Consider the following 13,450-nt stretch of genomic DNA (forward strand, 5'->3'; position numbering starts at 1 on the left):
TGAATATGTTTCACTAGTGGATACACCTCACTAAAAAAGGTTACACCCGTAGAATAAGCAAAGAATCTTTGAGAAGGCTGTTTATTTGCCCTCTCGAACATTCCATTGCTACAATAGATATACATTTCATGGAAAAAGGAGTTTATAAAGGATGAGCAAGCAACCGATGACACCATTTGAAGCAATTGGCGGTGAACAATGCATTGCAATATTAGTAGATACATTTTATTCCTATGTCAGTAAACACCCTGACTTATCTCCCATCTTCCCGGAAGATTTAACAGAAACCGCTAGGAAGCAGAAGCAATTTTTAACCCAATATTTAGGTGGTCCTAATTTGTACACTGAAGAACATGGTCATCCTATGTTAAGAGCACGCCATCTCCCGTTTGAGATTACCCCAAAACGAGCAGAGGCTTGGCTATCATGTATGGAGCAAGCAATGGATGATACTGGAGTGCATGGTCATATAAGAGAGTTTGTTTTTGAACGTTTAGCATTAACCGCTCAGCATATGGTTAATACTCCAAACGAAACAGGTGAAGTGTAATGGATAAGCAGGAAGCAAAGCATATAAATATGCCATCTCCTTCCGCATGCGAGCATAAGTCTGTAGAAGCATATTTATTTATTGATCCACTTTGTAAAGATTGCTGGGAAATTGAGCCTTTTATTATTAAACTATGGCTTGAATACGGGAAATACTTCTCTATTCGTCATATCGTAACAGGGAAAGTGGATGGAACGAACGCTTCCTCACACAAATGGAATAAACCTGCTAATATTCGATTTGTGTGGGAAAAGACAACCAGTTTACAAGGTTTTTCATGTGATGGAAAGGTACATATGCAAGAAGCATCGTCAACACCATATTTAGTTTCGATGGCAATTAAGGCAGCGGAGTTGCAAGGCCGAAAAGCAGGTTCGAAGTTTTTGCGAAAACTCCAAGAATACATTTTCCTTGAAAATGTATCAAACCCTGATTGCGAACTATTACTTGCATGTGCGAGAGATAGCAATATTGATGTAGAAGAATTTAAAAAAGATCTACATTCTGCTAGTGCAAAAAAAGCTTTCCAATGTGACTTGAAATTCACGAATGAAATGCATATTACAGAAATACCTTCCCTCGTCTTTTTTCATGCGAACTCAGATGAAGAAGGTATTAAAATCGCTGGAAATTATTCCTACGATGTATACGTACAATTATTGAAAGAACTTGTAAAATGTGAAATTGAGCCAGAACCATTACCACCTTTAGAAGTGCTACTAGAAGCAACACAATTTATATCTTCAAAAGAAGTAGCATTTATTTATGACTGTCCGCAGCAAGAAATTGAGCGCGAACTAAAAAAATTACAACTGAAACGAAAAGTACAAATGATTGAAGTAAAATGCGAACGTTATTGGAAATGGATAGCAAAAGAAAAAGACCTGGTGTAAACACCAGGTCTTCTTCTTTACGGCTTATAAAAATATTAAAGGGGATGGGAGAAATTTTCACGTTCAAACAAAGGGGTATATGTTTGTATGTGAATTCGTTCACGCTTATTATATTACAAGATTCGACGTCAGATGACAACCCCTTTTGTCGAATTTCACACTTTTGTCACATTCTAAACGTTTTCATTTTTGAATAAGCTATAAAAAAGGTCATTTAGGGGGTTTATTTATGAAAAAATCTTATATTGCTCTTCTCTTTCTAGCTGTCATCGTTTCTTTTTTCTTGTACATCCTCTCTCTACTACAAGCTTTTCCTAAAATTATTGCCTTACCTCTTTTATTCGGAATCATCGTTATCACACTCTCTTATTTCAATTATAAAAAACGATTCAAAGGGTTTTAAGTTCAAAAATCAGCCGTAAAGCTATCCTTTCAGTTAGAAAAAATAAAGAAATTCATCTTTTTTTCAACAAATATCGACATTAAATCTATTCAACAAAAAAGACGAGGATACAATCCCTCGTCTTTTTTCATTACTTTTCTTCAAATAATAATGCTTCTAATTCATTTAATTTCTCTTCAAATACTTGTAGTGCCTCTTTTACTGGTTCAGGAGATGCCATATCTACTCCTGCTTTTTTCAGCACTTCAATTGGATAATCAGAGCTTCCTGCTTTTAAGAACTCGTTAATATAACGTTCTACTGCTGGTTGTCCTTCTTCTAAAATCTGTTTAGATAGAGCTGTCGCTGCACTAAATCCTGTTGCGTATTGATATACGTAATAGTTGTAGTAGAAGTGTGGAATACGAGACCATTCTAAACCAATCTCTTCATCGATTACTAAAGCGTCACCGAAATATTTCTTATTTAAATCGTAGTAAATTTCCGTTAGCATGTCTGGCGTAACAGCATGTCCTTCTTGTACTTTCTTATGAATAATATGTTCAAACTCTGCAAACATCGTTTGACGGAATACAGTACCACGGAACCCTTCTAAATAATGATTTAATAAATATAGACGCTCTTTCTTATCTTCTGTCGTTTTTAATAAATAATCATTTAGAAGCGCTTCATTACAAGTAGATGCCACTTCTGCTACGAAGATGGAATAATCACCATATACGTGCGGTTGTGTTTTTCTTGTATAGTAACTATGCACCGAATGACCAAACTCATGAGCAAGTGTAAATAAATTATTTACATTATCATGCCAGTTCATTAAAATATACGGATTTGTTCCATATGCACCAGATGAATATGCCCCGCTTCGTTTTCCTTTATTCTCATACACATCTACCCAGCGATTTTCATATGCCTCTTTCAAAATATCAACATATTCATCACCAAGTACGTTTAAAGATTTTAATAAAAGGTCTTGCGCTTCTTCGTATTTCACATTCATTTTCACTTCTGGTACAAGTGGTGTATATAAATCATACATATGAAGCTCATCAAGTCCTAGTGCACGCTTACGAATATCGATGTAACGGTGTAATAAATGTAAGTTGTCATTTACTGTTTCAACGAGTTGATCGTATACTGCTTCCGGAATATTATTATTGCTCAATGCAGCTTGGCGAGCAGAATCATATTTACGAACACGCGCATTGAAATTATTACGTTTTACTGCTCCACTTAACGTACTTGCGAATGTGTTTTTAAATTTTCCGTACGTTTCATATACAGCTTTAAATGCAGCTTGGCGAACACGAGGATCATCACTTTCTAAAAACTGAATGTAACGGCCATGTGTAATTTCTATTTCTTCTCCGTCTTCCCCTTTAATAGATGGGAATTTTAAATCCGCGTTATTCAACATACCGAATGTATTGCTTGATGAACTCATTACTTCAGATGCTTCCGCTAATAAAGCTTCCTCAGCTTCTGATAATACGTGCGGGCGTTGACGTGTAATTTCTTCTAATGCATGTTCATATACACTTAAATCTCTATTTTCCTTCAAGAATGTTTGTAGTGTATCTTCTGAAATCGATAAAATTTCAGGAACAATATACGCTGTGCTACTAGATACTTGTGAATATAAATTTGTTGCGCGATCATTTAATGCTTGATATACAGAGTTTGTTGTATCTTGATCGTAACGCATATGAGCATATGTATATAACTTACCTAATCGCATTGAAATTTCATCTTCATATTGTAATGCCTCAAGTAAATTGTCCGCAGAGTCACCAAGTTTCCCTTTAAATTCAGTTAACTTCGGCAATAGCTCTTTAATAGCTTGAAATTCTTTTTCCCATTCTGCATCCGTTTGGAAAATATCTTCTAATCGCCACGTACTTGCTTCTTCAATCTCGTTGCGATCTGGTAATGCTTTCGCTTTGTTTTGTTCAGACATTCTTTAAGCCCTCCTTTAAATATCTCTACTTAAGTACAATTCGTTTTTTTCTTATGTAATTCCTTCACAATCATTCTTTATTATATCCCCTTTTCCTCCTCTCATGTTAAAATTTGCCTCAAATAAAGATAGCGCATGTATTAAGCAAATCTCATCATGTTTTATAATCTCCTCCTCTGTTTTTAACATCATGACATCCCTTATTTTCCGGTACGTATAAGTTCCCACTTTACGCAAAACACCTATATAGCATAAAAATGTCATATATTCAGTAACTGCCACTTTCCATATATGCTTTGAAAAGTACGGAAGTATCCGCCTTTTCGTATACCTTTTTACATAACTACACACGTATTGAAGAGAAATACACTCTCCCACTGCAAGCTTCCCTATACACTTCATATATAGAAAAGCTTGCCATATAAATGGGTTTGTTTGTAAAGCAAATGCAGAAGGGAGTGGAACACCAATTTCAGAAGGAAAGCTTGCTGGGGTACATTTAAATTGATATAAGAGGCGTAATAATGACTTATAATTATAATTCCAAATCGGCAGGGCATTTTTGCGGAAGTAGTTCTTTCTCTTCTTCCACTCTTCACCCAATCTTTCTTTCCCGAAAGGAACGGGAGAAAAAAGCATTTCAAAAGTAGTCGTATCAGTTGGTAAATATATAGTATGTGAGAAAAAGACATTTGTAGAAAAGGGAGTGACAAATACACCTTTCATAAATGATTTTTGTTTCGGACAGAAGAAAATAAGAAGTGGCTGAGGATAAGATTGTAAGGAGAAAGCCATAAGTGAGGAAAATTTCATCCAATATGCAGATTGCTTTTTCAATTGATTTCCACCAACGATCCAAATGACCTGTATACCAGCTTGCCAATACGAATATGTTCTTTTGTACAGCTGCTCTATAGCGAGGTTTGCACATTGGTATTCAATTGCAATTTTTCTGCCCGCCCTCTCTACAAAAACATCTGGTCGTTGCTTAATTTCTGGAAGGTAGTACTCTATATCCACCTGAAAGTTTTGACGCTTGAACCATCTATATAACAATTCTTTACCGTGCATATGATACGTTGATTCCGCTTCATAAAAGGCAAGACATGAATCCACTTTTTTATGAGCAAAATGCCAACTTTTTTGTTTCCCTAATTTCATTTGCACTTCCTTTCCACAAGCTACACAAAAGAATCGTTCTTGTTGACGCATACGGCGCAAAAGCTTTTCATTACAATTATAGAGTAAATGAATTTTCTCTCCGTTTTCTCTTTTAGCGATAAATATCGTAATCACACCCTTTCAGCTCCTTATATTCTACAATTTGTTACAAATTCCTTTTAAAAAAGAGATGTCCCAATTTCGGACATCTCTTTTTATAATAAAGGTGATAATAAGCGGTATGTTGATTCAACAATTCGTCTATGAAGACGTCTTTTATGAAAATGATCAACATGAATTTCACTTGATTCTTCTAAATCATCTTTAAAGTCTTGAACAAGTTTTCGAATGCTATCTGTATCATATAAAAAGGCATTTACTTCAAAATTCAAATGAAAACTTCTCATATCCATATTAGCTGTCCCAATTGAAGCTAAATCAGAATCGACGATGACAACTTTACTATGAAGAAAACCTTTTTCATATTCATATATCTTTACACCTGCATCTAAAAGCTCTGGGAAGTAAGATCTCGATGCGTAAAAGACAGTACGCTTATCCGGTTTACTCGGCATTAATAAACGAACATCAATACCAGCAAGTGCAGCAACCTTTAATGCGGATAAAATATCATCATCCGGAATAAAATACGGCGTTGCAATCCAAATGGATTTCCGAGCAGAAGCAATCATGGCAAAATATAAATGCTTAATCGTTTCCCATTTATTATCAGGCCCACCTGCAACAAGCTGCACGCCTCCCCAATGCTCCCCCTCAACTGCTTTCGCTTGTAAATATTCAGGGGCTAGCACAGCCTCACCAGTCATATAAAACCAATCTTGAAGGAAAATAAGCTGCAAACTTTGTACAGCTTCACCACGCAAATATAAATGTGTGTCTCGCCAAAAGCCGAAGTACTTATCCTTCCCTAAATATTCATCACCAATATTTAATCCACCTACAAAGCCTTCATTTCCATCAATAATAACGATTTTTCGATGATTTCGATAATTAATTTTATCGTTTAAAATCGGAAAGCGTACAGGGAAGAACGGAATCATTTCGACTCCTGCATCGTTTAATTCTTCAATATACGATTTTGATAATTTAAAACTTCCAACCGCATCATACAAAAAACGAACGACTACGCCCTCTTTTGATTTTTGTATTAAAATATCTTTAATTTCCGTTCCAAGCTTATCATCACGCACAATGTAATATTCCATATGAATGTGATGTTTCGCTCGTTTTAATCCATCTAAAATGGCCTGAAACGTTTCATCTCCATTTGTTAATGTTCTCGTTTCAGTTTGAAATGAAATATTTAAAGCGCCTAAGCGATCCGCTAAACGAAATAACAGCTCTTGATGCTTATGATTGCGTAAAATCCGTTCTTCGTAATCTTCATGCCCCTTATATTGTAAAAACGCTTGTTCATCGAGCAACGCCTTCTTTTGGAACATTCTCTTCCTCCGAAAGTTCTGTCCGAATAATAAATAAGCGAAGAATCCAAATACCGGAAAAATACCTAACACAATGAGCCATGTAAGTGTTTTTGACGGATGACGGTTCTCTAAGAAAATAACGCAACCAATTAAAAACGCAGATACTGTAAATAAAATACTAATAATACCTAAAACCGAAACATCTTTTATCCCAATCACATCTGAATAAAATGCTACATCAATAAACATACGTAACGAAACAAATAATGCGAACAATAGCAGTATAAAGAAAATCAGCTTTAACGTATTTTTCATCTCTTACCTCCTAACTAAGAAAGCTTTCCTATTCTTCATATAAAAAGCCGATTTCATACTACAGAAATCGGCCTACGTTTTAGCAGGAAAATTATTGCGAATCGTTTCAAGCGCATGCTCTTTCACAATTTGTTTTCCATACTCACTTACACGATGAATTGTTAAAGTTGATTCTTCTCCATATTCTAAAATAATACTTAAAATACGATCGATTTCTTCTTCATCATGTAGCACTTCATCGAATTCCACATATACATAATAGCGGTTCTCAAATGAATACAGCTCATCTTTTATATCTTCAAAGATAAGACGATGACTTAATGAAATGACATCTTCAAAATCATTAAACTTAATTAAAAAGCCAAACGTACCATCTTCATTAAAGTTTGTTCCTGTTTGTTCTTCTACCTCTTCGACTAATTCTTGCTGGAATAATGATTCGATGCCTTCATCTAGAGGAATATCTATAATTTTGTCTACCCCTATCGGTAGTTCCAGCTTTTGCCCGTCCTTTGAAAGCTCTGCTTTCGTGACAAGTACTTCAATCCCTTTATCGACTGCTTGCACTTGAATCCATAACGGCCCATCAATAAAGAAATCGTCATGATCACGAGCTTCGTCCATCATCTCCCAAAAGAGCTCTTCACTTCGTTCGCGATCATACCAAATCTCTTCACGATTAAATCCTCTATCCTCTATATCAATGTACGTAATAAAAAATTTCATCGTATGATCATTAATTCTTTCAATATCCAAAATACAACTCTCCCTTCCTGCTTAGAATTGTTATGAAGGGATTCCCCACTCATATGACAAATCAATAGATTCTTGTACTCTCATTTTATGATAAGATTCTCCAGAATGGAAATAAAATCGATTTATTTTACAAAAATAGTTATATGCCTATCTTTACTCGATCAACTACGTAAATATATTATTATAGCGATTTCTTACTTACAAAAAATTTGGACATACATTTCCACATTCCCCCGTACACTGTAATAAAGTGAAACTTCTATTAGAAGAGATTATTTAACAACAACTTTCTTCATCACATACATATAGTTCGCTTATTAAAACATCATAAATGGAGGCAGACGAATGGACTTAGAGTTTTTAACATCCGTACTAATGATTGTCGGTATCGATGTTGTATTAGGTGGTGACAATGCAATCGTCATCGCACTAGCTAGCCGAAATTTACCTGAATCGAAACGAAATAAGGCTATTTTGATCGGTACTCTTTTAGCGATTGTACTAAGAATTGTCCTTACTATACTAGCTGTCTATTTACTCGACATTCCATTTCTACAATTGATTGGCGGGGTTTTACTTACATTAATTGCAGTCAATTTATTAACCGATAATAGCAACGATCTTTCTTCTATTCAAGGAAAAACAACTTTATTTCAAGCTGTGCGGACAATTGTTTTCGCGGATCTCGTTATGGGGTTTGATAATGTTATTGCCATTGCAGGTGCAGCTCACGGGAGATTTTTACTCGTCATAATCGGCTTACTCATTTCTATCCCGATTATTATTTGGGGCAGCAAACTTATTTTAATACTTATGGAGCGATTTCCATTCCTCATTTATTGCGGTGCAGCAATTCTTGCCTATACTGCAGGAAAAATGGTTACACATGAAGACAGACTTGCAACCTTTTTTCATAACAATCCAAGTTTCACTGCAAGCATTCCTTATCTGTTCATTTTCACTATTTTATGCATCGGCTTTATTGTACAACAAGTTCGATTACGCAATGTGAAACATTAAAAAAAACCTTCTACTATATAATAGGTAGAAGGTTTTCATATTATTATAATTAATTTACAAGACGTTGTGCTTCACGTAATTGGAACGTTCTTACTGTACGTGGTAAGAAACGACGAATTTCGTCTTCGTTGTAACCAACTTGAAGGCGTTTCTCGTCAATCATAATTGGACGACGTAAAATCCCTGGATAGTCACGAATCATCTTATATAAATCTTGAAGTGGTAAAGACTCTAAGTTTACATTCAATTCTTGGAAAACTTTCGAACGAGTAGAAATAATCTCATCCGTTCCGCTTTCTGTCATACGTAAAATCTCTTTAATTTCCTCAATCGTTAATGGATCTGAGAAAATATTACGTTCTGTATAGGGAATATGATTTTCCTCTAGCCATAATTTCGCCTTTCTACAAGACGTACAGCTTGGAGAACTATATAATGTTACCATACAAAGCTCACTCTCCTTAAAGAGTACAAATTCTGTACTAAATACAGTTTTAATTTCTAACTTCAGCAATTTTTCGTGATAACTTGTCTTATTGAAAAGTACAAAAATCACATTTCATGTAAGCAACAACTTATAATAAACAACAATTACTTTTAATAAGTAACTTCTATAATCATTATACAATAGATTTTGCAAGAAATATACAGTAAATTTCCTGCTAGTTGAGAAAACTCTCCCGTGTATTTCACTGCTATGTAACATGATTACGCTCATTTCAGCTGTACTTTAACAATAACTTTCAACCCTTTTACTACTCACTTCCCATAGATTTTTCATATAATATATAGTTATTTATCTATAATCTTCCCTATGAAAAAGAGAACGTTTTCTTACTTTTTCTTGATAAATCAATTAAGAAATGTAAGACTATACAAATGAGAATAAAAAGGAACATTTGTTCTTATTTTAACAAATATCCTCCCTCCTGTCTACATGATTTCTAAAGTAAATTAAATATTTTTCTGACATTTCTTTCTTTTTCATTTTTTATCTCATACAATAAACATACAGACAGGCAAAGGGGGAGTTTTCAAATGATTGCTTTTTTTATTGATTTTATTACGGTTGCTGCCCTCATCATCGGAATAACAGCATTGATTGGTGTCATTACAAATAGCATCGGCGAAAAGCTCTTTGGTGGAAAAGAAAAAATGAAGTTTGTTAACAAAAGTTTGGATGTACAATCTGGCTGGAACCAAGTTGGTGGAAAAGGCATTTATAAGAAACGAACGTATTAAAAAAAGCAGGTGATCACCTGCTTTTTTTTCTTATTTCTCTACTGACGCCCATTTAAAGCTTAAATCGCCGCCATATTTATGGTTATACATATTTTTAATTGAATCTCTTTGTAAATATGCTCTACCACGTTGATATACTGGAACGATCGCAGCATCATCAAGTAACATTTTTTCTGCTTCTAATAAGTTCTTCCAACGAGCATTTACATCGCTTCCATCTTTTTTCGCCTTCATAATGATTTCATCGTATTTTGGATTAGAGTACTTCATCTTATTTTGTGACCCATCTGTTACAAACATATCAAGATATGTAATTGGATCTGGGAAGTCCGCACTCCATCCAGAGAATGACATGACATAATCGCCCGCATCTTCTAATTTTAGTTTTTGTGCGAATGGTTGTTGTTTAATTTTTACTGTTAAACCTGGTAAATTCTTTTCTAATTCACCTTTTAAATATTCACCAGTTTTCTTTGATAACTCTACATCTTCATTTAATAATTCTAATTCGATTTCATTTTTACCAAGTTCTTTTTTACCAGCTTCCCAATATTTCTTCGCTTCTTTCACGTTTGGTTTTACAATATCCCCGTTTACAGCACGGAAATCTTTTTTATCTGGTCCTTTAATGAAGTTATCAGGAATTAATCCTGTCGCTGGCTTAGAACCGTTATTTAATAATGTATCCACGAATGGCTTACGGTCAAAAGCAAGTGAAATTGCTTTACGAATATTTTTATTTGCTAAAGCTGGATCTTTTTGATTTAAACGAAGGAAGAATACAGATGTATCTTCTACTGTTTGGAAATCTGGTTTTCCTTTATATTTATCAATAAACTCCGCTAATAACGACGCTCGATCAATTGCATTTGTTTCATATAAGTTAATTGGTGTAGATGTATCTTTTACAATATTAAAGTTTACTTCTTCAATCTTCACTTCTTTATTGTCCCAATATGACGCGCTCTTTGTCATTTTAAAGCTACGTTCATGTTGCCAATCACTTAATGTAAATGGCCCGTTATAAAGAGTTGTATTCGCTTCCAAACCAAACTTCGTACCTTGCTCTTTCACAAACTTTTCATTCACAGGATAGAAGATTGGATATACCATTAAATCTACAAGGTATGGAATTGAATTATCTAATTCCACTTCTAATGTATAATCATCAATCGCCTTTACCCCTAATTGATCCGGACTCATCTCTTTTTTATTAATTTTCTCTGCATTTTTTATATCATACATAATGTACGCTGATTTCGCAGCTGTATCTGGGTTAATCGCTCTTTGCCATGCATATACGAAATCTTTTGCCGTCACAGGCTCACCATTTGACCATTTTGCGTCTTCACGTAATTTAAATGTATATTTTTTACCATCTTCTGATTTTTTGAATTCCTTCGCTACACCAGGAACTAGCTTATCATCTTTTCCTAAACTGTATAAGCCTTCCATCGTATTAGTCATTACTCTTGAAGAAACTGCATCAGCTGATAACGCTGGATCCATCGTTGGAATTTCTTGTGTTTCAATTAAGTTAATAACTTGCTTCGCGCCGCTTTTTCCGCTATCCCCTTTAGCGTTTGCTTGCGATTCATCTTTTTGATAGCTACATGCCCCTAACATCATGCTCATCGCTACTGTTGATGCTACAAAAACTGGTATCTTTTTTTTCATACTTCCACCCTCCAAAAAAATGTTAACCCTTTCATTTTCAAACAAAAAGAAATATATATATGTTCTAATAATTCATATTATACACACAAATATATTTTTTGTATATTTATATTTCTATTTCATTAAAATTTTCCGTTAAAAAATATACCTTTGTAAACGTTTCATATTGCTGATTATTCATACTAAAGTGTTAAAAATAATATTTTTTACACTTTTCTAAATTATCAGAGAAAAACGAATTTTATATCTCATAATATTTTATGTATAATTATCCTTTTGTTTTTATCATAAAATAGCACTCTCTTCATAATAAAAATATGTAGGCTAAAATGAGTGCAAAGGTTAAGAAAGTATGTTACGATACATTTTGCTAAAAATAGATATCGGTAAAGAGGGGACGGACATGGCAGCAATTCAGGCAAAAAACGGGCCTACTGAGAAATTAAGTTTATTCTTATTAACATGGCCTATTTTTCTAGAAGTTTTTCTTTTTATGTTAATGGGGATCGCTGATACTTTCATGTTAAGTGCATTATCAGACGATGCTGTATCTGGGGTTGGTGCAGCGAATCAATATCTTCATATTGCGATTTTGGTATTAGAAGTCATCGGGAACGGCGCTGCTATCGTTGTATCTCAATACCTCGGTTCCAAACGCTTTATGGAAGCATCTAAAATATCAGCATTAGCCGTCACATTAAATTTAATAGTTGGGCTCGTTATAAGCGCTGGTTTTCTTTTATTTTCGAAACATATGATGCTCGCAATGAACTTACAAGGCGATGTACTAACGTATGCGCAAAACTACTTATCTATCGTCGGAGGAGCCATCTTCCTACAAGCTATTATTAACTCATTAGCCGCAATTATCCGTGTACACGGTTTTACAAAGCAAGCGATGTTTATTTCACTCGGAATGAATATGATTCATATCGTTGGAAACTACGTACTCATTTTCGGGAAATTTGGTTTCCCTGAGCTCGGGGTACAAGGGGCTGCAATTTCTTCCGCTATCAGTCGATTGATCGCACTTATTGTTTTCTTCTGGTTACTATACCGCGTTATGGAATATCGTGTGAAATTACAATATTACTTCACTTTATCCAAAGAATACATTGGGAAAATTTTAAAAATTGGCATTCCATCTGCATTTGAACAAGTGATGTATCAAGCTTGTCAAATCGTCTTCCTTTATTACGCAACGTACTTAGGAACGGAATCATTAGCTGCTAGACAATACGCTACTAACATTTCCATGTTCACTTATTTATTTGCAATTGCAATTGGTATGGGAACAGCCATTATTATTGGCCGCCTCGTTGGTGGTGGCGAAAAAGATGAAGCATACGAACGCTTGTGGAAAAGTGTAAAATGGGCAATTGGTGTAACTTTATGTATGGTCGCTCTCGTTATTACATTCCGTACACAATTAATGGGACTGTTTACAGATAATCCGCACATTATCGGGTTAGGCGCAAGTGTTCTTTTACTAAGTGTACTACTTGAAACGGGACGTACGATGAACATCGTCATCATTAATTCGCTTCGTGCAGCTGGTGATGCAAAATATCCTGTTTTAATCGGTGCATTCTCTATGGTGTTAATGAGTTTACCACTAGGTTACTTTTTCGCCTTTCATTTAGATATGGGGCTCGTTGGTATTTGGCTAGCAATCGCCATCGACGAATGGACACGTGCCATTATTATGTTCTTCCGCTGGAAAAGTAGAGCATGGGAGCGTTATGCACTTGTTAAACCTGAAGAACAAGAGGAGAATGTTTCTGTTCAAGTTCAGTAATTTTGCATATGGATATCACTAATGATACATGAGATTTATATCGGCGATTCTTTAAATATATCGACTGACCGACAAATGTATACAATTCTTTTATATAGTAGAAAAGAGCCATCCTTCCATAATGAAGTGCACCCCAATTGTTAGACACAGTCTAACAATTGGAGGTGCATTTTTTATGGCTAAATTTTCTTCAAAAGAAAAAATCCAAGCGGTGAAACGATATTTAGATGGTA

The 13,450-nt window shown here is 34.8% G+C and carries 12 protein-coding genes; 6 read left to right on the forward strand and 6 right to left on the reverse strand.

Going from position 1 to position 13,450, the window contains the following annotated elements; all coding sequences use genetic code 11:
* Positions 1–151 precede the first annotated feature (151 nt).
* The 3 genes from ACS2CR_RS03350 (at position 152) to ACS2CR_RS03360 (ending at position 1,846) form a co-directional block, all read left to right on the forward strand.
* On the forward strand, positions 152–550 hold the full coding sequence (locus tag ACS2CR_RS03350; protein ID WP_000043386.1) for a globin domain-containing protein: 399 nt from the start codon (positions 152–154) through the stop codon (positions 548–550).
* Positions 550–1,443 (forward strand): ClpXP adapter SpxH family protein, encoded by an 894-nt coding sequence (locus ACS2CR_RS03355; RefSeq protein ID WP_000360656.1) that lies wholly within the window; start codon positions 550–552, stop codon positions 1,441–1,443. Before ACS2CR_RS03350 ends, ACS2CR_RS03355 begins: the two co-directional genes overlap by 1 nt.
* A 229-nt stretch (positions 1,444–1,672) precedes the next feature.
* Positions 1,673–1,846, forward strand: a complete 174-nt coding sequence (locus ACS2CR_RS03360; protein ID WP_000750355.1) for a hypothetical protein — start codon at positions 1,673–1,675, stop codon at positions 1,844–1,846.
* Between the two features lie 130 nt (positions 1,847–1,976).
* Here the strand turns inward: ACS2CR_RS03360 and pepF are convergent, their stop codons facing one another.
* The 4 genes from pepF to mecA form a co-directional block, all read right to left on the reverse strand.
* Positions 1,977–3,803, reverse strand: coding sequence for an oligoendopeptidase F (gene pepF, locus ACS2CR_RS03365; protein ID WP_053513450.1), 1,827 nt, complete (start codon positions 3,801–3,803; stop codon positions 1,977–1,979).
* A gap of 51 nt (positions 3,804–3,854) precedes the next feature.
* Positions 3,855–5,099 (reverse strand): competence protein CoiA, encoded by a 1,245-nt coding sequence (locus ACS2CR_RS03370; protein ID WP_048568764.1) that lies wholly within the window; start codon positions 5,097–5,099, stop codon positions 3,855–3,857.
* 80 nt (positions 5,100–5,179) lie between these two features.
* Complete coding sequence (locus ACS2CR_RS03375; protein WP_000799198.1) at positions 5,180–6,724, reverse strand: cardiolipin synthase; 1,545 nt, start codon at positions 6,722–6,724, stop codon at positions 5,180–5,182.
* Positions 6,725–6,796: 72 nt separating this feature from the next.
* A complete protein-coding gene (gene mecA, locus ACS2CR_RS03380; RefSeq protein ID WP_000350716.1) occupies positions 6,797–7,480 on the reverse strand; it encodes an adaptor protein MecA in 684 nt (227 codons plus the stop codon).
* A gap of 345 nt (positions 7,481–7,825) precedes the next feature.
* Between mecA and ACS2CR_RS03385 the strand changes: the two genes are divergently transcribed.
* On the forward strand, positions 7,826–8,500 hold the full coding sequence (locus ACS2CR_RS03385) for a TerC family protein (protein ID WP_000362615.1): 675 nt from the start codon (positions 7,826–7,828) through the stop codon (positions 8,498–8,500).
* A gap of 49 nt (positions 8,501–8,549) precedes the next feature.
* On the opposite strand, the gene spx is transcribed toward ACS2CR_RS03385, so the two are convergent.
* Positions 8,550–8,945: a transcriptional regulator Spx gene (gene spx / locus ACS2CR_RS03390; RefSeq protein ID WP_000258267.1), complete on the reverse strand. Its 396-nt coding sequence runs from the start codon at positions 8,943–8,945 to the stop codon at positions 8,550–8,552.
* A 593-nt stretch (positions 8,946–9,538) separates the two neighbouring features.
* Here spx and ACS2CR_RS03395 point away from each other — a divergent pair.
* Complete coding sequence (locus ACS2CR_RS03395; protein WP_000559971.1) at positions 9,539–9,742, forward strand: hypothetical protein; 204 nt, start codon at positions 9,539–9,541, stop codon at positions 9,740–9,742.
* A gap of 30 nt (positions 9,743–9,772) precedes the next feature.
* Here ACS2CR_RS03395 and ACS2CR_RS03400 read toward each other — a convergent pair whose 3' ends face one another.
* Positions 9,773–11,419 (reverse strand): peptide ABC transporter substrate-binding protein, encoded by a 1,647-nt coding sequence (locus ACS2CR_RS03400; protein ID WP_000727250.1) that lies wholly within the window; start codon positions 11,417–11,419, stop codon positions 9,773–9,775.
* Between the two features lie 352 nt (positions 11,420–11,771).
* Between ACS2CR_RS03400 and ACS2CR_RS03405 the strand changes: the two genes are divergently transcribed.
* Positions 11,772–13,217 (forward strand): MATE family efflux transporter, encoded by a 1,446-nt coding sequence (locus ACS2CR_RS03405; RefSeq protein ID WP_002100828.1) that lies wholly within the window; start codon positions 11,772–11,774, stop codon positions 13,215–13,217.
* Positions 13,218–13,450 lie beyond the last annotated feature (233 nt).

The sequence above is a fragment of the Bacillus cereus group sp. BceL291 genome (assembly GCF_051776705.1).
Classification (GTDB): Bacteria; Bacillota; Bacilli; order Bacillales; family Bacillaceae_G; genus Bacillus_A; species Bacillus_A cereus.

Coding starts and splice junctions, on each gene's coding strand:
- ACS2CR_RS03400 (WP_000727250.1), bottom strand. CDS start 11,419: ATGAAAAAAAAGATACCAGTTTTTGTAGCATCAACAGTAGCGATGAGC.
- ACS2CR_RS03395 (WP_000559971.1), top strand. CDS start 9,539: ATGATTGCTTTTTTTATTGATTTTATTACGGTTGCTGCCCTCATCATC.
- ACS2CR_RS03360 (WP_000750355.1), top strand. CDS start 1,673: ATGAAAAAATCTTATATTGCTCTTCTCTTTCTAGCTGTCATCGTTTCT.
- ACS2CR_RS03405 (WP_002100828.1), top strand. CDS start 11,772: ATGTTACGATACATTTTGCTAAAAATAGATATCGGTAAAGAGGGGACG.
- pepF (WP_053513450.1), bottom strand. CDS start 3,803: ATGTCTGAACAAAACAAAGCGAAAGCATTACCAGATCGCAACGAGATT.
- ACS2CR_RS03385 (WP_000362615.1), top strand. CDS start 7,826: ATGGACTTAGAGTTTTTAACATCCGTACTAATGATTGTCGGTATCGAT.
- ACS2CR_RS03375 (WP_000799198.1), bottom strand. CDS start 6,724: ATGAAAAATACGTTAAAGCTGATTTTCTTTATACTGCTATTGTTCGCA.
- ACS2CR_RS03350 (WP_000043386.1), top strand. CDS start 152: ATGAGCAAGCAACCGATGACACCATTTGAAGCAATTGGCGGTGAACAA.
- spx (WP_000258267.1), bottom strand. CDS start 8,945: ATGGTAACATTATATAGTTCTCCAAGCTGTACGTCTTGTAGAAAGGCG.
- ACS2CR_RS03355 (WP_000360656.1), top strand. CDS start 550: ATGGATAAGCAGGAAGCAAAGCATATAAATATGCCATCTCCTTCCGCA.